The organism is Hymenobacter psychrotolerans DSM 18569, assembly GCF_900142395.1.
GTDB lineage: Bacteria > Bacteroidota > Bacteroidia > Cytophagales > Hymenobacteraceae > Hymenobacter > Hymenobacter psychrotolerans.
In genome coordinates, this window is sequence record NZ_FRAS01000012.1 from 81,327 (window position 1) to 101,479 (window position 20,153).

The 20,153-nt window shown below is 56.9% G+C and carries 24 protein-coding genes; 2 read left to right on the forward strand and 22 right to left on the reverse strand.

Annotation, left to right across the window (positions count from 1 at the left end):
* Positions 1 to 84: 84 nt before the first annotated feature.
* The 4 genes from BUE15_RS12110 to BUE15_RS12125 form a co-directional block, all read right to left on the reverse strand.
* A complete protein-coding gene (locus tag BUE15_RS12110; RefSeq protein ID WP_170865246.1) occupies positions 85 to 1,524 on the reverse strand; it encodes a Fic family protein in 1,440 nt (479 codons plus the stop codon).
* Between the two features lie 74 nt (positions 1,525 to 1,598).
* Positions 1,599 to 1,811, reverse strand: a complete 213-nt coding sequence (locus tag BUE15_RS12115) for a hypothetical protein (RefSeq protein ID WP_073285212.1) — start codon at positions 1,809 to 1,811, stop codon at positions 1,599 to 1,601.
* Between the two features lie 4 nt (positions 1,812 to 1,815).
* Positions 1,816 to 2,118 (reverse strand): hypothetical protein, encoded by a 303-nt coding sequence (locus tag BUE15_RS12120; protein WP_073285215.1) that lies wholly within the window; start codon positions 2,116 to 2,118, stop codon positions 1,816 to 1,818.
* Complete coding sequence (locus BUE15_RS12125; protein WP_073285218.1) at positions 2,115 to 2,405, reverse strand: hypothetical protein; 291 nt, start codon at positions 2,403 to 2,405, stop codon at positions 2,115 to 2,117. The genes BUE15_RS12120 and BUE15_RS12125 overlap by 4 nt, the downstream gene beginning before the upstream one ends.
* A 384-nt stretch (positions 2,406 to 2,789) precedes the next feature.
* Here BUE15_RS12125 and BUE15_RS12130 point away from each other — a divergent pair, with 384 nt between their 5' ends.
* Both BUE15_RS12130 and BUE15_RS12135 read left to right on the forward strand, forming a co-directional pair.
* The gene (locus BUE15_RS12130; protein ID WP_084549007.1) at positions 2,790 to 3,698 is read left to right on the forward strand and encodes a DUF4393 domain-containing protein; all 909 of its coding nucleotides are present in this window, start codon (positions 2,790 to 2,792) and stop codon (positions 3,696 to 3,698) included.
* A 15-nt stretch (positions 3,699 to 3,713) separates the two neighbouring features.
* A complete protein-coding gene (locus tag BUE15_RS12135; RefSeq protein WP_139252252.1) occupies positions 3,714 to 4,625 on the forward strand; it encodes a hypothetical protein in 912 nt (303 codons plus the stop codon).
* Positions 4,626 to 4,846: 221 nt separating this feature from the next.
* On the opposite strand, the gene BUE15_RS12140 is transcribed toward BUE15_RS12135, so the two are convergent.
* The 18 genes from BUE15_RS12140 to BUE15_RS12225 all read right to left on the reverse strand — a co-directional run bounded on the left by BUE15_RS12140 (position 4,847) and on the right by BUE15_RS12225 (position 20,149).
* On the reverse strand, positions 4,847 to 5,437 hold the full coding sequence (locus BUE15_RS12140; protein WP_073285228.1) for a hypothetical protein: 591 nt from the start codon (positions 5,435 to 5,437) through the stop codon (positions 4,847 to 4,849).
* 11 nt (positions 5,438 to 5,448) lie between these two features.
* Positions 5,449 to 6,000, reverse strand: coding sequence for a glycoside hydrolase family 19 protein (locus tag BUE15_RS12145; RefSeq protein WP_139252253.1), 552 nt, complete (start codon positions 5,998 to 6,000; stop codon positions 5,449 to 5,451).
* Between the two features lie 2 nt (positions 6,001 to 6,002).
* Entirely contained in the window at positions 6,003 to 6,590 is a 588-nt protein-coding gene (locus tag BUE15_RS12150) for a bacteriophage holin (RefSeq protein ID WP_073285233.1), read from the reverse strand.
* Positions 6,590 to 7,603: a DUF6712 family protein gene (locus tag BUE15_RS12155; RefSeq protein WP_073285237.1), complete on the reverse strand. Its 1,014-nt coding sequence runs from the start codon at positions 7,601 to 7,603 to the stop codon at positions 6,590 to 6,592. Before BUE15_RS12155 ends, BUE15_RS12150 begins: the two co-directional genes overlap by 1 nt.
* 4 nt (positions 7,604 to 7,607) lie before the next feature.
* Positions 7,608 to 8,984, reverse strand: coding sequence for a hypothetical protein (locus BUE15_RS12160; RefSeq protein ID WP_073285240.1), 1,377 nt, complete (start codon positions 8,982 to 8,984; stop codon positions 7,608 to 7,610).
* Positions 8,981 to 9,310, reverse strand: a complete 330-nt coding sequence (locus BUE15_RS12165; RefSeq protein WP_139252254.1) for a hypothetical protein — start codon at positions 9,308 to 9,310, stop codon at positions 8,981 to 8,983. The genes BUE15_RS12160 and BUE15_RS12165 overlap by 4 nt, the downstream gene beginning before the upstream one ends.
* Positions 9,311 to 9,628: 318 nt before the next feature.
* A complete protein-coding gene (locus BUE15_RS12170; RefSeq protein ID WP_073285246.1) occupies positions 9,629 to 11,314 on the reverse strand; it encodes a hypothetical protein in 1,686 nt (561 codons plus the stop codon).
* Positions 11,307 to 11,960, reverse strand: coding sequence for a hypothetical protein (locus tag BUE15_RS12175; RefSeq protein WP_139252255.1), 654 nt, complete (start codon positions 11,958 to 11,960; stop codon positions 11,307 to 11,309). Before BUE15_RS12175 ends, BUE15_RS12170 begins: the two co-directional genes overlap by 8 nt.
* Positions 11,944 to 13,224 (reverse strand): DNA modification methylase, encoded by a 1,281-nt coding sequence (locus tag BUE15_RS12180; protein WP_073285251.1) that lies wholly within the window; start codon positions 13,222 to 13,224, stop codon positions 11,944 to 11,946. The genes BUE15_RS12175 and BUE15_RS12180 overlap by 17 nt, the downstream gene beginning before the upstream one ends.
* Complete coding sequence (locus BUE15_RS12185; RefSeq protein WP_073285254.1) at positions 13,224 to 13,826, reverse strand: hypothetical protein; 603 nt, start codon at positions 13,824 to 13,826, stop codon at positions 13,224 to 13,226. The genes BUE15_RS12180 and BUE15_RS12185 overlap by 1 nt, the downstream gene beginning before the upstream one ends.
* A gap of 94 nt (positions 13,827 to 13,920) precedes the next feature.
* Positions 13,921 to 14,157 carry a hypothetical protein gene (locus BUE15_RS12190; protein WP_073285256.1) on the reverse strand — a complete coding sequence of 79 codons (237 nt, stop codon included), beginning with the start codon at positions 14,155 to 14,157 and terminating at the stop codon, positions 13,921 to 13,923.
* 3 nt (positions 14,158 to 14,160) lie between these two features.
* Entirely contained in the window at positions 14,161 to 14,730 is a 570-nt protein-coding gene (locus BUE15_RS12195) for a hypothetical protein (RefSeq protein ID WP_073285259.1), read from the reverse strand.
* A 66-nt stretch (positions 14,731 to 14,796) separates the two neighbouring features.
* Entirely contained in the window at positions 14,797 to 15,093 is a 297-nt protein-coding gene (locus tag BUE15_RS12200; protein WP_073285262.1) for a hypothetical protein, read from the reverse strand.
* A gap of 87 nt (positions 15,094 to 15,180) precedes the next feature.
* On the reverse strand, positions 15,181 to 16,140 hold the full coding sequence (locus BUE15_RS12205) for a hypothetical protein (protein WP_073285265.1): 960 nt from the start codon (positions 16,138 to 16,140) through the stop codon (positions 15,181 to 15,183).
* Positions 16,141 to 16,200: 60 nt separating this feature from the next.
* Positions 16,201 to 17,544 carry a S49 family peptidase gene (locus BUE15_RS12210; protein WP_073285268.1) on the reverse strand — a complete coding sequence of 448 codons (1,344 nt, stop codon included), beginning with the start codon at positions 17,542 to 17,544 and terminating at the stop codon, positions 16,201 to 16,203.
* A 135-nt stretch (positions 17,545 to 17,679) separates the two neighbouring features.
* Entirely contained in the window at positions 17,680 to 17,880 is a 201-nt protein-coding gene (locus BUE15_RS12215) for a hypothetical protein (RefSeq protein ID WP_073285271.1), read from the reverse strand.
* Complete coding sequence (locus BUE15_RS12220; protein ID WP_139252256.1) at positions 17,880 to 18,509, reverse strand: hypothetical protein; 630 nt, start codon at positions 18,507 to 18,509, stop codon at positions 17,880 to 17,882. Before BUE15_RS12220 ends, BUE15_RS12215 begins: the two co-directional genes overlap by 1 nt.
* Positions 18,509 to 20,149 carry a hypothetical protein gene (locus BUE15_RS12225; RefSeq protein ID WP_073285277.1) on the reverse strand — a complete coding sequence of 547 codons (1,641 nt, stop codon included), beginning with the start codon at positions 20,147 to 20,149 and terminating at the stop codon, positions 18,509 to 18,511. Before BUE15_RS12225 ends, BUE15_RS12220 begins: the two co-directional genes overlap by 1 nt.
* Positions 20,150 to 20,153: the final 4 nt, after the last annotated feature.

Below are 20,153 nucleotides of genomic sequence, written 5' to 3' on the forward strand. Positions count from 1 at the left end.
GTTGTTTCCTCAAAACTCCCCCACCCTGCACCGGCAAAAAAGGACACAAAAAAGCCCCAGCCGGAAGGGCCAGGGCTTGTTGCTTTACTCTTTTGCTTTAGTTGCGTTCCGATATGAATTTGTTATACTCTCCATTAATGTTTTAAAATAGGAAGATATAAATTCGGTTACCTCTTCATCTTTTATCTTATCCTTATAATACTTAGTAATATAAAATTCATTTACTGCATTATGTATTTTATATTCACCTCTATAAAAATCTAAAACAATATACCCATTCACAGTTTCCATAGCTGCATTAGCTTTAAAAGCCGAATGTTCACTTAAAACAACAATTCTTAACATCCTATTTACGGTATAATTGTCTCTATAGTATTTAATAATCCTTTCCAAAAAAGTATTGTTATGCATCCAATAGGTCCATATATCAGAAGCTGGCAGGCTAGACAATTCGCTTATTGAAGACCAAGCAGTATCAGAATCATCTTTTAAATTCTTAACTACAAACCTTACCTTAATTATGTTATCAAAAAACAAAGAATTTATCTTTCCCTCCTGCTTGGAAAAGGCATATAATAGCGGTGGAAATGATTGCATCAACGCTGTTACGAAATTATCTTCAGATATAGCTTCCTTTTTTATTTCTTCTTCACTGAACCCTGCCACGAACAAGGCAATTTCTTTGTCTATATCTGTTGGCTCAGAAATATCTTCTCCCTTAGCCCCCTTAATATATGTTTCTAGCGAGCGAATTAAACGCTCAGCGAAATGCTGAATGAGAGGTTCTGTTACACCAACGTCAGCTTGACTGAGGACACCATAGTACTCGCTTTTCTCATCTTGACGGATAATCAAGGGAGGAAACCCGGACCGCATCAGGATTAAGTTAGAGAGCAGCCGTGTCATCCGCCCATTACCATCGTCAAAGGGATGTATGCCCACGAACCTGTGATGGAACAGAGTGGACAACACCAATGGATGCATGGTGTCCCGATTTTCGCGGTACCACTCGATTAGTTCACGCATCATGATGGGCGTGTCCTCTACCGAAGCGTAGTAATGGATAGCACCCGTAGCGGTCTTCACGTGATTAGGAGACGATTTATACTCTCCTAACCGGATAGTCTTAGTTGTTGGGTGTCCTTCGGCTGTCTGTGCTTCATTCTGGTAGGGCTCTACCAATATCATCGTATGCAGAGCGCGAATGTCCGCTTCTGTTAGCTCGGAATCTTTGCGCTGAAGAGCAAGCAGAAAATCAATGGCTTCATTGTGGCCTTTGATATCCAGGTGGTCTTTCAACGGCTTGCCTTTGGCTGTAAGCCCTTCCATGAGGAAGGCAGCTGTCTCGCCGTAGGTTAGCTTATTGCCTTCGATAGAGTTGGAGTTGTAGTTCCAGTCAAGGCGAAACTTCTGGAAGATACGGGCTTCTTGTTCTGGCTTGATAGGGCGCAAGGCATCAATTTCCAGCTTCATAGCATCAATTCGCTGAAGTAGTGCCTGCGTTTCTTCGGAATAGTTTTCCATTGGGATTGGGTAGGGAATGGGAATGAACATTCAATCTATAAAAAAGCCCCGCTGAAACCAGCGGGGCTTTTGCTTTACTCGGGGCGGCGGGTGCCGCGCCCCAGGTCTTCGACGAGCTGCTCCAGGGCCGCGATGACGGTGCAGAGCTTGTACTCGGTGAGCGTGGGCGGAGTGAAGGGGATGCCGTATCGCTCGTAGAGCAGCCAGAGGGCATTGTCGGAGAGGTTGGTGACGGGAACTACGGGCAGGTTGGGCTGCTCTTGCCGGGGTTCTTCGGGCGTGGCCATAGCGTTAGGCGGCAAGCGTTACGGGTTGGGGAAGGGCAACGTCCGTCAGGTCGGCCAGGTCGAGCAGGGCCAGCAGCAGCGCCTGGTAGGCTGCCTGCTGGCGGCGGGTGCCGGGGCCGGCTTCCTGCACCACGAGTTGCGAGTGGGCTTCGGCCAGGCACTGCGCGATGCGGCGCGGCGGGTAGTGCTGGAGCAGCTCGTGCAGCTCCTCCAGCGCGGGCGCGGGGACTGGGCTGCGGAGGGCGAAGCGGGCAATGAGCGAGGCGGCTTCGTGGGCCGGGGCGAGTACTAGCGTCGGCTGGCTCATGCGCGGTGAGCCTTGCGGGTGGTGATGCTGTCGATGGCCGTGGTGAGGCTATTGACGATACCCAGGATGCGGCGCAGCTTGCGGGCCGAGTCGCACTCGGTTTCCTCATGGATGAGGTAATGCGACAACTCTTCCAGCGCTTCGACCAGGTAGTCTTTGTCGCCGCGGTACCGCTCGTAGAGCAGCTTCAGGAAGGGCTGCATGTCCAGCTCGTTGCGGGTGGCTGGGTCCGTAACGAAGATGGCTCCGCTCGGATACTCTTGGACTGTTTGCGTGTTGTTTGGCATTTGGGCAAACTGTTAAGGGTGAAAAGAAAAAACAAAAAGGCACGGAATCACCTGGGTAGGATTGCCAAACAACACGCGGTTATTTCGTGGGCCTCTCGGATCCCACGTTCCTCCCAGGCTTTTCCGTGCCTGAAAACGGGTACAATCGTACGAATCGACAGAAAACAGTTCTGCCGCTTGAAAAACCCGGCTAGTTTTTGAAGCGGCAGTCGGCACCGCGTATTGTTTGGCGGGTCAAAGGTGCAGGGTTGTTGAGAAGTTTGCAAGGGCAATTGTGAGATTTTTCACACAATGTGAGAAAATGTGAGACGGTTATGAGACTGTTGTGAGACAGTTAGTAGCTTTAGGGACAGCAAATTCCTACTATCCCTACCCACCGTTTACATGGAAAATCAGTCAGAGGAGCAGCAGTCAACAGGTCTCATCCGCACCCGTTCATCAAACAGTGGGTCTGGGCTGTTTGGAAAGCTATTTAGCAACGTTGCACAACCCGCCGCCTTGAGTACTGTAAGGGCGCTAGCGAAGACTTTCGACCTCTCTAATGCGCTAGACAATCCTTCTTGGATGCAGGATGGAAGTAATAGCTATAAGAAGCAAGTATTTCAGCAAAACATGAATGCTTTGCAGGAAAAGATTGGCGTTATACCCGAAGAGAAGGTGTGTGAGGTGCCACCGGAAATCGGTGTACCTACTATTGAAAAACTCACTTATACAACCAATGAGCAGCTACGCAATGCTTACTTGAACCTTCTCGCAAAAGCCTCATCTGAGGATACTGCTGCACTAGCTCATCCTGCTTTCCCAGGTATTATCGAAAGGATTTCTGCTGACGAAGCAAGGATCATTGAGTACCTAAAAGGCAAAGACTTTGCCCTGTTTTTGGAATACAGAACACGTAATAAATTAGATGGATACAATGTTATAAAGCGTTTTGCTACAGGAATAGAATTCGATACAACACTTGATTTTCCAAGCAATATAGATGCTTACCTTCAAAATCTACTTACAATAGGCATTATTGATTTTAGACCTGGCATTTACAAAATAGAAAAGAATATATATGATGAACTAGATGAGAAATACAAAATTTTAAAACAAAATGAAAATGATAAAATAAATTTGCTTAATGAATTAGCTTCCCAAATTGAATCTGGAAAAGCTAACGCAACTCCTGATGCACTAGTAGCTGTAAGCAAGATGCTAGAAAATCGCGCAACTAAAGTTGATATGGACAAAGGCTTTTTTGATATTACACCTTTTGGAAAATTGTTTATACAAGCCTGTGTATCATAATTAAAGCTAAGCTCCATGTCAAATACCCTTGATGCCAAACCTTTTGTTATAGAAAATGCAGACAAGTTGCTTTTGCTATTTGTCCCATACCTTATTATAGTATCATGCTTGTATTACTATGGGTATTGGGGCACTCTTGGAATAGATATTTTCCCTTACATGGGTGTGGAAGACCTCATTAAAGGTGTTGCTTTCCCACTGCGAATATCTCTAATCAGACTTGCTTTCTTTGCCGGGCTAATCATACTTCTCTGCTATGCAATTTATCGGGATGAAGTCAGTGAGGCATCAGAAAAACAAGCCGCTGATAGCACATCCACTAAAAAGGAAATGAGTGGCAAATCACGGTCAATCCAGATACTTATAAGCCTAATTATTTCAATTCTATTTATCTACTATATCTACCTATCGGCAACAGATGCCTATGACATGGCTACCGGCAACTACATCAAAACAGGAATACCAAGCTTCGTAAGCTTTTTACTATTATTTGCAATCATGCTTATTACAGACAGAATTGCAATTTCACAAGGGTACGCTTTTCAAACGCATATAGAGCATGGCAAAATAATACATAACAACATACCAAAGTCAACTTTTGTATTTACCTCAATATTTATCATCATATTTCTTATACCCTACTCCTTCATAACCGGCTACTATGATGCAAGGGACATTACTGAATACAGACAGTACTCTTATGTAAAGAGACCGGCATTTCAAGATAACGAACAGCTGAACAAACGATACAACAGCCTTCTATATCTAGGCAAATTTGGTGACTATCATTTCTTTTCCACGGTAGATCAAAAGCAACGCATTATCATAAACAGTGATTCACTTCCAACTCTTTTGCTTTACCATTACAATGTGGAAATAGAGGCTGAACGTAAGGTCAAGGAAGAAGCAAAAAGCCCGGCTAAGTAGCCGGGCTTTTTGCTTCTCTCACTTATCCAAACACGTAGTACCAGCACCACTTAAGGCCGGCATATATCAACGCCAGAAGGAAAACGGCCAAGCATCCTAGAAGAAAGCCGCCAAATAACTTGTCGCCCCAGTTCCCTCCCCGGTTGTAGTAACGTCCCATATGCTAATGACATGTAGTGTACTGGAAGGTAATAAGTAGGCCAATATGGCCAACAGCAGAATCAGACCGTAACGCCGATTGCCCACCTGAGCAGCCCCGGCCCGAACTGCCGCAGGCCGAAGCCCAGCACGGTGCCGCCGAGCAGCCACTTCCACCAGGCGCTGGGGGCCGGTGCCGTTACGGTATTCCCGTCGCCGGCTACGGCTGGCCCCTTGCGGGAACTGGCCGCCTGGTTGCCCTCGCCCACGACGACGGGCGCACTGGCCTTCCTGGCATCGGTGGCCACGGCACCGGTTCCGGTGGCCACGGAGCCGGGCTTCGTGGCGGCGCTGGCCGTGTTGCCGTTGCCGTAGATGATGGTCGTCGGGCCTTTGTACTTCACCACGGACTTGGTTTTGCCAGCCCCGCCGAACACGCCGGCCGAGATACGCTGGAAGAAGTTCTGCTTCGGCAGCGAGTCGGGCCGGCTGGCCAGTGAGTCGCGGTGCAGGGCTGTTACCAGCGCCGGAATATCCTCCGGGCGGGGCCGGCTGGCTGTACAGCTTGTTAGGGATGAAGTAATAAGGCCAGCCCAAACGATGAAAAGGAAGAGCCAGTACCAAGGGCTTGTCAGGAAGCGGTACACTGCTTCTACGTATTTATCTGTATCCATAACGCTCAGCACTATGCTTTAGGAACTACACCACCGGGAATACCCAGTGCCTTGGCGGCTACCAGGAAGCGGTTCAGGCGGTCAGCATAGCCATTGGTGCCGCCGTTGATGCGCTTTGTGATAGTGTCGAAAAAGTTACCGTCCGCCATAGCGTTCAGGCTGCGGCTGTTCCAGTACCAGCCCGCTGACAGGGCTGCGTAGGTTGGGCTTTCCAGCAGCAGCGGGTTGGCAATAAAATCGACGTTGAACGCCTTGCTCAGTGCGTAATAGTTGGCCCGGCCGGTAATCTGGATCAGGCCCCGGCCCCGGAACTTCACCCCATCGCCTTTCACAACGTTGCCCAGGTCTTTGCGGCCCTCGTAGGCTACGCCTGATGCGTATTCGCGCACCGCATCCAGGCCGCAGGACTCGTGGCCGATTTGTGCCAGGAAGTGCGCTACGCGCAGTGGCGTGTTGATGTGATAAGCGGCCAGCGTCTGGTTGATCGGGCCGAGGAACTTGTCGGCCTCAGCCGCCGTGGTACCCACCAGGGCGGCCATCAATAGTTGTTTGGTAAGCTGCATACTTAGCTAATTGTGGCACTTGGTGCCGGTTGAAGGATAGTGTCTGGGACCGGCAGGGATTCCGGCATAAGGGGGGCCGCGCCGTCGGGCGCAGGAGGCACGGCCAGCGCGAGGGCAGCAGCGGCAGCCTGCGGGTCTTCGCTGAATTGGGCCAGTCGCTTCAGCAGCGCCTTGGGTATCAGTGTCGGCTCAATAGCGGCCAGATTTTCCAGCACGCTCAGCGCCTCGCGGGCCATCATGGCGCAGTAGATGAAGGTGTCGAACCACTTAAACACCATGTTTTCTTCGCCCTGCACCTTGAAACTGGTCATCACGTGGGCCAGAATCAGCAGCACCATGTAGATGAGCACTTTCAGGAAAATGCGGCTGAAGGCCCGGCTGCTCACCTTGTGCTGCCGCCAGCTGCGCAGCACGCCGGTGGCCGTGTCGACGACGATGAGCGTGAACAGGAAGCCGGCAAACTCCCAGTCGTCGAACAGGTACTGCCGGATGAGCAGCGCCCATGGCGAGGCCGACAGCGCGGCCGTCAGCACTTCGGTGGTGCGCGGGCTCGTCATGGCCAGCAGCACCGAATGGAAAACCGCCCGCATTACAGCCAGCCGTAAACAGCGCCGTCGGGCGCGGTGCGAACCACTGCGCGGGGAGCAGTCGGCGACTGGTACACGCTGGAGGCGAAGTAGGTGGCGTACTTCGTGGCCGAGGCGTTGGCGTTGAGGTACTTTTTCAGGCGCTCCAGGTACACGTTGGCATCGGCCAGCGCCTGCTCTACTTTCATGGCCAGCAGGCTGTCGAGCGAGGCATCGGCCTCTTTCTGGTTGGCATCGTCAAGGCGGTACACGTTCAGTTCAATGGCGTCGCCGTTCAGGCCCAGCCCGATTTCAGGCACGGCCTTGGCAACGACCAGGTGGGCCAGCGCCGGCCGCACGAACTGGTCCAGCACCCGCACATTGTCGGCCGACAGGTCGCGGTCCATGATCTGCTCCTTCAACTCCAGATAGTACTCGCTGCCCAGCACCGGTTCCAGGCTGAAGCGTTCCATTTTCCGAAGCGTCGGCAGCAGGGCCAGGTACGTGAGCCGCGAGGAGCCAATGTTGTAGTGCTCGGAGAAAGCCGAAGCGGTATTCAGGAAGAACTTGTGCGAGGCCGTAGCAGCGGCGGAGGTGGCCCAGGCGGCAAACTCAGGCGCGTCGATGTGCTCGTCGAGCAGAGTCAGCGCCTTTTCCAGCGCATTGTAGCCCTTGCCCTGCAGGTTGGCGCGAAACTGGTTCATCTGCCACTGCGCCGGATTTTTCTGGTCCGTAGTCTGCGTGACCGTTACGCCCATATCCGTAATCTGCAGCTGGCCGGCCGGCAGGTAGCTGACCATTGCCAGCGTGGCCACGGCCAGGCGCAGCAGACGCAGCACGCTGGTTTCGGCCGCTGTCAGCTCATCGCCGGCCTTCACCTTGCTTTCCATCTGGTAGAAGAAGGCCCGACCCACCAGAGGCTTGATGCGGTCTTCTTCTACCAAGTCCATGTCAGGCTGAATAGAGGATAGGCTGAAGGTATTCTTGTTCACTGGGATGTATTCCCGGAACTGTTCGATAGTGGTAATGAGTCCCATAGTGCTATTTGGATTCCTGTTGTTTCGGCTGGCTTTCGGCCTGCGTCATAATGAATGGGTTGAGGAAGCGCCACACCACCGGCTTGCCATTGACCTGCCAGCCGTTGTAGCGGGAAATCAGGTTGAGCGGAGCCAGCAGCAGGTCGAGGTGGAATTGCGAGGTGCTGACGAAGTTGTTGAACAGCACGCGGGGCTCCGAGCCGCCCCCGGCACCGCCACCCATCCCCTTGCCGGGGCTCACGCCCATCAGGCTAGGGGCCACGCCCACGGCGGTATAGATGTGGCTGCTGGCCTCCTGCGAGTCTTCGATGTAGATACCATCCTTCAGCTTGTCGTCGATAGCTGTAATCTTGAAGGCGGCCACCTCCTGGTTGGTTTTCGGGTCCATGATGGTGGTCGTCATCACGGTTTTGCCGGCCCCGTTGGTGCCCTGCATCACGTCGTTGAACGCCTGGATTTCGTCCTCCAGCAGCTTCTTTTTCTCGTCGCGGGTCAGCCCGTCCCAGTCGCCGTACTTCCACACCCAATAGGCCGAATGCACCTCAATCAGGTATTTCACCGTGAGCTGGTTCTTAAAGAGCATCTTCTTGAACTCCGGAATGGCCGCCGCCACGTCGAGCCAGCCGGAGCGGCGCACTGAGTTCCACGAAGCCAGTTGGTAGAGTGCCTTGTCGGGGCTGGGAATGCTCAGCGGGTAGATGTACTTGAAGCCATCCGTGCGGCTGCGCAGGTTGCCCACGGCATCGAAGTAGGGGTCGATGGTGGGCACCGTCGTCGAGAACTCGTCGCCGGGCTTGCCACCGTTGTCCCAGTTGGCATTGATGACCACGCCGGGCAGCGTGCCCTTCTTCGGCTTCAGGTAGCGGCACCACGCGGCCTCCTGAATCGTGATGAGCTTCACCTTCTGCCGGTTTTTCGACAGAATCAGCTCCGGGAAGGCGTTGGCAAAGGTGCTGATATCGTGCAGCCCCTCGAACGCGTAGCGGTCCAGCCGCGAATACTCAATGAATTCATCGACTTCCGGCAGCGTCTGGGCTTCGAAGATGGGCCGGCCATCCTTTTCCTTGCCGGTGATGATGCCGTACACCAGCCCACCGCCATACATCATGGAGGTTTTCTTCTCCAGCACCGAGGGCAGGATGGTGTTCTTCTCAATATCCTTGATGACGTTCTGCGGAAACAGGTTGTCATCCCCCCAGGGCGCAATTTCGTCGGAGCCCTCCGGCTTCTTTTCGGGGCTGGTGGGAGTTACGCCGGGCGCGTCAGCCCCGGACGAGCCGCCACTGCCACCCGGCGCGGCGGCACTGATGCCGGTGTTGAAGATATAGCCGCTGTCCGACGCATAGGCGACGGTCAGGTCTGCATTAACTACTACACTCATGATAGCACTACTTTTTTACCATTGAAGGCCAGTATCAGCCAGATATGCACTTTTCGTATTTGGGTGCTTTTGCCCTGCACCACGTTGCGGGTCGCGTTGGCGAAGTGGGCAGGCTGCCGGCCGGCACGCGGCGCGGCCTCCTCGGCTGGCACCAGCTTCTTGCGCTGGCCCTGCTTGGGCCGCGAAAAGCGGCAATGGTGCCACTCCACGATTTTGCCGGCCTTTTTGCGCTTGCGGTCTGCCAGCACAAAACGGAGCGTGAACCCCGTTTCGGCCTGCTCCATTTGTTGTAATGCGTCAGCTAGTCGGATAGAATTCGGAATCATCAGGACGAAATTCCGCCGCCTGGAAAGCGGGAAAAAGGACAGAAAATCAGCCAGTGAACAGGCCGAAAAAACCCAGTCTCACAGCATAGTGCCCTGACGATAGCAGGAAGGCCGTTTTTGCCCTCTCCGAATCCGTTTTAGTCTCAAATTGTCGTTGCGCACCCCGACGCGCACTGTCGCGTGTGGAAATTTCCACGAGAGCCCCCAGGGGATATACCATTAGGCTATTGAGCACAAAAAGCCCGTTTGCAGGCTGCAAACGGGCTTTTATCATTGTTTCCTCTCAACTAACCGACATGGATGTCGGTCACATGCCGCTTAGCTGCTCACGATGAGCAGTCCCTGGCTCTCGGGAGTCGAGCGGACTACATGCTTGTCGATGCTCAGGAAGTGCAGGTCCACCGTGTCGGTGAAGTGCGTCGCCTCCTCCCCTGGGATGGTCTTCTTCCGCTCACTGCTCTTATCCTTCTCAATCTCGCCCTTGCTGTTCTCCTTCAGTGGGGCCATGCTCATGGCCGTCAGCGTGTGGCGGCAGTTGACCTTGTTGAAGCGGATGAGCAGTTGCCGGGCGTCCTGCTCACCGAGCAGGTCGATGCCCAGCTTATAGCGGTGGGCATAGCTGGGCACGCGGCCCTGGTTGAAGTGACGCACGCGCCAGCCCCGCAAGCGCAACTCCTCGGCGAAAGCCTGGTTGTAGGTGAGCTTACTATCGGGCTTACGGGCGTTGCCCCACTCACTGTCCTCAATGAAGTGGAACTCCTTGCACAGATGGTGGGCATAGTAGTCACAGAACAGCTTGGCCAGGTCTTCAATCAACTTCGGGTGCTTGACGTGGAAGTCCTTCAGGAAGCGGTACTCGCCGGCCTCCTTATGAATCTGGCCAATGAGCAGGCAGCTGATCTTGCTGCCCCAGTCCACCGCCCCACGCAGGGGCAGGTGCGCCAGGCAGTCCGCATCGAGCATGCAGCCCGGCTCCCGGAGCTTGGCCATGTTGAAGTTCAGACCGGTGATGTAATCGTTGGCCATGCACTCCTCGGCATGGTGGGCAATGTTGAGCCGCGGATAGAAGCCGGCCTCTACCGTTGCGGGCCGCTGGTTAAGGATTTCAATCAGGAACACGAAGTCCGACAGCTCCCGTCGCTGCTCCTCCAGGTAGGGAATGCCGATGTTGCCCAGGTTATCGAAGATGTTGGCCTCCGAGTAGAGCAGCCCTTTGGGCGTTTCCTGCTTGGCCCGCTTCATGGCCTTCGGATTCGGGTAGAAGCGCAATTGTCGGCTCAGTTCCAGTATTTCCTGGTAGAGCTGCATGCGGGTGCTCATGCTGCGGGAGTCGACGAACTCCAGCTGCAGCTTGATCATGCCGTTGCGCACCGTCTCGAAGCCGTTACCGTCCCGCTCATAATAGAGCGAGTCCTGCAGCAGCCATTTGCCCTGGTCGCCCCACGGCATCGACGAGAACAGGAACTTGCCGTGGTGCAGGTCGCACCCCTTCCAGTAGTCCTTATTGCCCCGGTTGGAGGCAATCACGTCGGTACCGAGCTTCTCGCGGTCCAGCAGCAAGGCTTCGTCACCGATGTACCCGTCCAGGTTCAGACCACGTGAGCTGGAGCCGTTGCCATCCTGCGAAATCAGATGAAAACCGGCCCCGGTGTAGAAAACAATGAAGTGCTTATAGCTGACCGGCCTCTGGAACGGCTCAGGCCAGTTCCAGTTTTCGGGCGGCTTGCGGCCGATGAAGTAATGCACGTCCTTGATGTAGCCGAGCTTTTCGAGTTGGGCTATCGTCGAGGGCAGCGTGCGGGTCAGCAACTGGCCGTAGGTAGAACCAACGATGCCCCAGCAGCTGCGGGGCATCTTGGTTACAATCATGTGGATCAGCCAGGCGATGATGGTCGACTTGCCGGTGGCCCGGCTCCAGAGCGACACGGCCGAGGCCAGCTTCGAAAGGATAAAGCGAAGCTGGGGCCGGTTGAACTTGAGCGGCTTAACGTCCGGTTTATTCATCGTCATCACCCTCCTCCCCATCCTGGGCCTCCAGCAGCAGGCCGCGCATCTCTTCCAGCCCCACGTCGCTCTGCTCCACCGCCTCTACCACCTGGGCGTAAGTTTCCCCGTCAATCTTGTTCAGATTGCCCAAATCGATGGTTTTCGTTTGCCCGTCGCTGCCGGCCAGCGTGATGTTGAGCACGTAGGAACGGTTGGCCAGCACTTCCGGCGTCAGTGCATTCGAATCGTCCTTGTCCAGCCCTTTCAGGATGGCCATGTTCTTGATCGAGGCGTTCATGGCCTTCAAATCCGGTGGTTTCGCCGTAGCCGCCAGCTGGAATACCTTCATGGCAAACTCGTACAGGATATGGCGAATACCATCCTTGTAGGAGCGCGTCACGTCGCCAAACAGCCGAATAGCCTCGGTGCAGCGCCGGTACGCGGTGGCCCGGCTGATATCAAAGCGCCCGGTGAGCAGCGGAACGGCCTGCTCCATGCTGTGGTAGTTCACCAGCAGGCCGTGGGCGGCTTCCAGCTGCTCCTTGCGCTTTTTATCGTCGTCGGTCAGCCGCTCCTCGGCCCCCTCGTTCAGATAGGAGGCCCGGATGCGGTCCAGCGCCGTTTCAGTGGCGTTGGAGTAGTTCGGGTTACTCGAAGAGGGCAAGTTGCTCATGGGTCAGCTCCTCTCCGTTGCGCGTCACCGTGAAGCGGCGCTGGTTATCACGCATAAACTTCACCCAGCGGCGCACGTCCACGTCGACGTAGCCCGGATCGAGCTCTATCACGTGGGCTTCCCGATCCAGCTTCTCACAGGCCACCAGCAGGGAGCCGGAGCCGCTGAAGCCGTCGAACACCACATCTCCGGGCTTGCTGGAGCACTCCAGCAGGTATTCCAGAATGGGCAGCGGCTTCATCGTCGGATGCTCCGCATTGCGCTGCGGACGGTCGAAGTTGAGCACCGTGGTCTGCTTCCGGTCCGAGTACCAAGTATGGGCCGCGCCTTCCTTCCAGCCATACAGGATGGGCTCATGCTGCCAGTGGAAGTCCTGCCGGCCCATCACGAACTGCTGCTTCACCCACACCAGACACTGGCTGAGTTTCAGGCCCGCGTCCTGCATGGCCAGGCGGAAGTTGGCTCCTTCCGAGTCTGCGTGAAACACGTAGATGGGCGCACCGGGCTTCATGAAGGTGAAGCAGTTGGTGTAGTAGTCATAGAGAAACTCGCGGAACGAGGCATTATCCATGCTGTCGTTCTCAATCTTGAGCGCATCCTTGGTCTTGCCCTGGTAGTTGACGTTGTAGGGCGGGTCGGTATTGACCAGGTCGATGAGTTTGCCGGCCAGCGCCCGCGCTACTACGTCCGAATCCGTCGACGAACCGCACACGAGCACGTGCTGCAGTCCTCGCGCGTCGCTGCTCAGCTCATAGACGTCGCCGAGCACCGACACCGGTTCTTTGGGCGGCGTGGGATCGAATTCCTGCTCTTCCGAGGGCAGCAGCGCCAGCGCCTGATTGGCCAGTGCTTCGAGGCCGGCCAGCATGCTGGTGTCGCCGATGGCACCCAGGTCGATGTGGGCGAAGTTGTCCTGCAGGCTCTGGTAGTCCCAGATACCGGCCCCCACATTGGAGGTGATGTTGTACTCGTCGAGTTCTTCCTTCGTGAGCAGCCGGTTGGGCATCCGCACGTCGATTATCTCGTCGCCACGGCCCAAATCGAGCAGGATGCTCAGGCGCTGGTGGCCGGCCAGCACCACGTCGTCGGTGTTGATAGCCGGGATTTCGGCGAGGTTGAACTTCTGGATACTGCGCATGAGGCGCACGCGGCCCTCTTCGGTCAGGATGCGCGGGTTGTAGCTCAGGGGCACCAGGTCGCGCACTCGGCGCTGCACGGTGGTCCAGGATAGTGGGGCTAGTTCTTCGGTCTGCATTATTGGGATAGTTTGGATTCGAGTAAGTCGATGTTGGCCAGCACCTGCGCCAGGTCGGCGGCGCGGTCCGGGCGGTCCTGCAGCTTGCTGCGCTGGGTGCGCAGCAGCTTCAGGCGGTACTGGATGTCGGGGCGGGTGGTGAGCTGCTCCAGCGCCGGCTCAGGCGCGGCGACGGGTGGCGGCTCGGGCAGCGTGCCGTGCTGGGCGTAATATGCCTCGGCCGCGTAGCTCTCCTGCAGCTTATCCCCGAGGTCGAGTATGCGCAGAGCCGCTTCGCCCCGTTCGGCTTCGGTGAGCAGCTCCAGCCGGGCGTGCAGGTACTCCCGCTCACTGAGCAGCGGGCGGCGGGCATCTCGCAGCTGCTGCACCACGTCGGGCGTGGTGGCAGCAGGCGCCTGGGGAGGATGGGTATGGGAAGGAGGGGCCGGCGTGCCGGCGACGAGCTTGCCCAGCTCCCGGGCCAGCACCTCGCGGCTGTAGCTGGTGCAGCTGGCAGCCAGCAGCCGTTTGATCAGGCCGCTGGCACCGTGCTGCTCATAGAGGGCGACACCAGTTTCGTAGTCCTGCTCCGATGCCAGCCAAGTGGAAATTTCCGCGTTCATGAAGCAAAGCTGCCTCGGATGGCCACGGCTAAAAAGGACGCAAAAACGCCCCGACCTATCAGGCCGGGGCGTTTCATCAACAGCTCCTTCTCTCCTACTTCCCTTTTGCCGCAGTGGAAGCTGCTGATGTTGTGCGGCGCACCTTCCGCAGCTTCAGGTACGTCGACTCGCCCTGCTTCACTACCAGCTCGTCGGCCTCGGCCACACTGAGGGTACGGAGGTCGATGGTCTGGTAACCCAGGGCGCGGACCACGTAGCGGCCCGGCTCCTGAGTTGCCTCGTACTTGGCGGCTACGTCCGGGCGCAGCAGTTTTTGCCAGTCCTTGTTCACGGCTTAGCCTCCTGCGGGCGTTACCACGCCGGTGCTGGCTGCGATGGACGAGCCATCCTTCAGCTTGATGTCACCTTCGTAGAAGAGCAGGCCGTTGGCATAGCCCTCTACTTTGAACGTGAAGCCGTTCCGGCCGCTGCCCAGCGTACCAGAGTCGTACTCGCCCAGGATTTCCACGCCCAGACCTTCCTGGCCCAACTGGAGCACCGTGCCATCGGCGGTGGTCACCAGCATGATAGCCGAGTGGTTTTTGATCTGACGATCAAACTCAGCCGCCTCCTTCGCGTTGCCCGGATGGAAGAACGTGAAGTCGATTTTCTTGCCGCGGCCGTCCCGTTCACCCACGTTGCCCAGTTTGAGTTGGGCGGTGCCCAGCGTGCTGTAGCACTTCACGAAGCCTTTGCTGGCAGCAAAACCGTGCGTACCATCCACCGTTACCGAGTCGCCGGCACCCGTACTGGTCTTCACGCCCTTGATGGACGTGAAGTCCTGCTCAGCAGCAATGAAGAGGTTCTGCTTCAGGCCCGGCGTGTTGTCTTTGCCCTGTGGGCCTTTGAGATCAAATAAATCCATAATTCGGATCGGATTGACGTATAAAACTTATGAATTCAGCCTGCTGACGCGGGCTTACTTAGCGGCTTAGACTTTGCGCAGCAAGCCCGAACCAGTCTTCACCAGCGCGGCCAGCACTTCTTTGTTCTTCTGCAGGTCTTTGGCTTTCACCTCGGTGCCTTCGTAGTTGAACTGCTGCGCCAGCACCTGGTACTGCGTCTTGTCGTGCGTCACCACTACCAGCGTCGGCGTTGCGGCCTCGGCGTTGGAGAGCTTTTCGCTCAAATCACCAATGGCCTCTTCGGCAGTGGCGTTGTCCTGCTTCAGTTGGGCGTTTTCAGCTTCCAAGCGAGCAATTTTCTGTTCTGGGGTTTCAGTGTCCATGATTGTGGCTTAATGACAATGAGAAATATGACGGTACTCGGATGACGAAGGCCGGCACCCGCGTGGGGTGCCGGCTCGTCGGGGCGCTTAGGCCAAGTCCTGGTCGTTGGTGTAGACGATTTCCGGGATGATGAAGCCCACACCCTTGCTCCAGTCGCTGTACACCTTCACCTGACGGTCTACATTCTCCACCTGGAACTTGCCCTGGTTGCCGGTGCGCTTGCCCAGCACGAGGGCGTTGGCCTTCGGCGTGCACCAGATTTTGTTGGCACCCGACATCGAAGGCAGACCAACCACCGTGATGTTGGTGTTGTTGATCTTGTCGCCCAGCATGCCTTCCACTTTCGTGTTCTTGCCATACTTGCGCTCCTGGCCACGCAGGAAGCGGCGCTGCACCTGCTCCGACACAGCCAGCTGCATCGGGATGCTCCAGTAAGCCTGGCCGATGCGGTCAGCGAACTGCTCCAGCTGCTCTACCAGCGCTTCGGGGTCCGTTTCCAGCGCACCCGTCACGATAGGCGTGATGCGGCCGGCCGTGATGTGGGTGTTGATGGTCTTCTTCAGACCATTCATCGACGTACCGGCAGCGCCAGGCGTGCCAGCAGTCGGGGCTACATACACGCCGTTGTACACCTCCAGCAACTCGTAGTCCTGGTTCGACTGCGGAATCAGATACTCTTCGATGTACCAGCGGATGAAGGGCCACGACTTGCGGTCAATGCCTTCCCCCGTAAGGAAGCCGAGCCACGAGGCTTCCAACTCGTCGGGGTATTCGGCAGTGTCGATTTTCATCTTGAACTGCTCGATGCCAACGGGCGTGAACGTCACGCTGGCCAGCGGCGTGTACGCCTTCTGGAAAGGCTGCAGCACGCGGGTCATGAGGGTTTTGGCCGCACGGTACACGGTTTCATCCGTCAGGATGGGCGTGAGCAGCGAGTCGGTAACACTCGGGCGGAACAACAGCTTCGCGAGACGCTGCAGGTTTTGGCCCTGGTTGATGTAATACGCGCCGAATTCGGCGATAATAGCGGAGGTTTGGAGGCTCATCGCTTCGTAGTGATAAAATGAAAAGTTGGAATCGTTGGTAGCTAGTGGGACAACCCGCGCCTAGTTGAAGCGCGGGTCGTTGTCGAGAGCCTTGTTGTGGTCGAGTTCGGCAATGGCCTTGTTGTGGTCCACAGCACCGGACTCTGCTACATCGGACTTCTCCTTTGCAGCGCTGGTGGGCACTTCGCCGGGCTGGTTGCCGTACTCGTCGGCCTTGGCTACGGCCTCATCACGCTGCTTTACCAGCGCCTCAATCGAGTCGACACCGGCAGCAGCCAGGGCAGCGGTGGTAGCGTTGTGGGCGGTGGTGGCAGCTTCGAAGGCAGCCAGCGCGTCGGCCGACACGATGCCGGCTCCTTTGATGTTGGCCGCGTCCAACTCCTCGTTGGCAGCGTCGACGAGGCTGGCCGTTACGGCCGCACCCGTCAGGCCGGCCAGTGCAGCGACGGCCGGGAAACGTTTCAGAAAACTCATAGTATTGGAATTGGAATGGTTGGCTTGGGTAGCGCCGGCCTCAGTGGGCTCAGCATCAGTGCCGGTGGCCAGCGCAATAGCGCGCTGCACGGCATAGTCGAAGGAGCCCACCGCCGTGATGAGCCCCATTTCTTTGGCTTCGGAGGCGAAGAACATGCCGCCCTTCAGTGCCTTTTCGGCCGTTTTTGGATTGAGCCGCTCCCCAATGGCCGACTTCACATGGTCGTGAAAAACAGCCCGCAACGGGTTGAGCACGTTGGCCTTGTAAGGCTTGTAGTCGCCACCCAGCGCGGCGAAGAATTCGGAGTTCTTATCCTCCGAGCCATCGGCCACCATGTCGTGAAACTTCACGCCCAGCTTCTCCAGCGCGGGCTTGATGTCCTGAAAAGAGGCCATCACCCCGATAGACCCGATGCGGCAGGTTTCGTTGTTGAGGATGATTTCGGGGCAGGCAACGGCAGCCCACACGGCAGCCGAACCAATCATACCATCCGAGTAAGCAACGATGGGTTTGTTCAGCGCGGAAAGGCCTGCGGCAAACTCTGCTGTCCCATCCACCGAACCGCCGCCCGAATCGATATCGAGCACGTGGGCAATGACATTGTCGTGGCGGTCAGCCGCCTGGATGGCACGCAGCAGCGACGCGGTGCCGGGCACATCGGTACACAGGCCGACCTGGTCCTGCTTCATCATCACGCCCTTCAGCTGGTGCACGGCCACGGCCCCATCGGGCGCGTCGTCGTACTTCTTGGCCTTGGAGCGGCCACCACCAGAAGCGGCGGCGAACAACACGAAAGCCTCCTCAGCCGGAGCAGCCGGCGCACTAGCTGTGGCCGGCTGCCCACCATTGAGCATAGCCGCAATCTGCGGCAGATAACCGAACACCGTCTCGCTCTGGATAGCCCAGGGCGAACGTAGTATGGCGGACAAAAGATGATTGACTTGCATCGACTTGGGTAAAGAATCGATACAAAGCTGCCGGCACCGCTTACCGGGAAAAAGGACAGAAAAAAGCCCCAGCCGGGCAGGCTGGGGCTTTCATTCGTCCAACTCCGTATGAGGTGGTTATTGCACCCCGACCTGCCCCTCCGGTGCAGGCAGATCGGGCTCCTGCGTAGCAGCCTGCCGTTGCGGGTCAATGACCGGCACCACCTTGCCGGCCACTATTTTCTGGCCCGCCAGCACGTCTGACAAATGCATTCGGGTGCCAACGGTTACGGTGCCCTGCAGCGCGTCCTGGTATTCTTCGATTACTTCTACCAACATCAGAGTACTATTTCGCGGGTTCCCCCGTCCGTGAATGTCATTTCGCCGCCTAAGCTCCCTTTGTTCAGGGCCGGGCCATCGGCCTCATTAAAGTCAAACTCAATCAGGGCGACGCCGTTGGCCTCGATCAGCAGGTAGTCAATCATGCCGACAAACGCGGCATTGCCCGTTCGGCCCGCAATATAGAAAACAGCATTCTGCACTACCGTCGGCGCGAAGTTGGGAACGGTGATAGCGCCACTGGCCCCTCCATCCAGCAGGCCGTTCAGCTGGCTGCTGGCATACCCGTACTGTATTTCGTGCAGGCCCTCGTCTGTAACCGTGGCGTTCAGCGGCATGCGTACCTCAACGCCCGTGGCATTGGCCGGCGAATACAACTCGTATTTGCCCGCATTGAAGTTGTAAATCATCGACCAGATGTCGGAAGGCCCACTTTGCACCCCGAACACATACGCGCCCGGGCTCTGGAGCTGCTTCAGGCGAACCACCATGCGCCAGTTCAGGCCCAGCGTTAATCCGGCCCCGGCCGTTTGCAACGTCCCCGTCGCGCCCGGCCCCACCAGCACGCCCCGATTGATAGCGCCGAACGAACGGAAGCCGCCGGCAGATTTTCTAAGTGGAATCGGCATCAGGAAAGTGTAAAGAGCGTGTAAGCATTAAAGGCGGTGTTGGTGCGCTGCGGCACCACGACGAGTACCACATCTGTGGTGCCGGCCGTGGCGAAGGCGGCGGCTATATCCGCCGTCACGTCCGCATCACTGGTGCGTTCCGGGCCCCAGGCGGTGTTGTCGCCGGACTTGAGTACCTGCGCTTTGTAGCCGCTGGCATTCACGTTTCGCACCACGGCGAAGGTTTTCGCCGTGGTCAGCACGAGCTTATCCGTGCCGGCGCTGCCATCGGTGGTGGCCTGGTAGGGCTCGGCGCTGGTGCCGCCGGGAGCCGCCACCACCTGCGTGCCGTTCAGAATGGTGGTACCCGCCGGCAGCACGCTGGTGCCCTTCAGATACACCTTGCCGCCCCCGCTGAAGGTGTTATCCTTCAGGCCCACACTTTCCAGCGTCAGCTCCTTGCCGGCCGGCACCTTGAAGACAACTTGCGGGAAATAGCCGCCAATGAAGTGGGTGCCGCCCAGCCCGTTTATCTCAATAGTCCCGTTCTGCGCCACCAGATTAACCACTCTGGAATATTCGCGCACGAACAGCGTCAGGCCGTTCAGCTCCTGAATGTGCGGGCCGTTCTCCAAGTAGGTACCGGCCGCCAATTGCGCGCTGGAGAGTAGCGTGAAAGCGTAATTCAGCCGCACCGCCCCGAAAATACCCGTGAAACTGAGCGCATCCGCTAAGCTGGTGCCCTGGTACTGCCCCCCGCCTAAGCTGGTGGCATACACGCGCGGCATCAGCGGCCGGTTCAGCTTGTTCTGAATGCCGACCGATACCTTGTCCTCCGTTACTGCGCCGTTCTGCAGGTGGCCGGTGGCTACCGCCTGCCCGTGCAGCGTGCCGTAGTGGCGGATTTCATCGTTGTTGTTGGCATCCTCCACGGCCTCGAAGTGAATCTGACTTTCCGAGTGCGTGGTGGCAGCTAGTTGCTCAGGCGAGAAGCTGCCGCCAGTGGGCACATCCGCTGTCAGCGAGGCAAAATTGATGTAGTTCGGGTCATCATCCTCGCCCGTTGGTTCCGGATTCCAGGGTGCCTGCCCCGGCAGCGGCACTTTCTTCTTCAGCTCCAGCAGACGGGTTTGCCCGTTGCCGAAGGTCCATTTCACCACGTCGCCGGCTTCGAAAGGCTGATCCTCCAGTACCAGCGTCGGATAGGAATTTACCTTATCATCTTCTGAGCCCGAAGTCTGCACCCACAGGCACATGACCTTCTCCACGGTTTCGGGCTTCTCGTCCCGATATGCCTCAATGGTGCCCAGCGAGTGGCGGCGCAGCTGAAAGTAGATGGGAGGCAGGTCGATGCCGGCCAGCTCTGACGTCACGACTTGGCTGGCGGTGCCCCCGGCCACAGCCACGGCCGTCATCTCCGCCACCAGCATATACGTTGGAATCGTGGCCAGCGCATCCAGGTTGGGAATGCGGTACAGGCCACCACGGATATCGTTGGTGGTCGTGGCCAGCCGGTTCAGGAAGTTGCGCCGAATATCCTTGACAAACTCCTGGAAGGTGGCCTCCGTGATGTTCTGGAACTCATTATCGGCAAACCGGCCCAGCCACTTCGTCTCGAACTGCTGGGGTGATAAAGAGGGATTGGGAATAGGTACGGCCATTTAG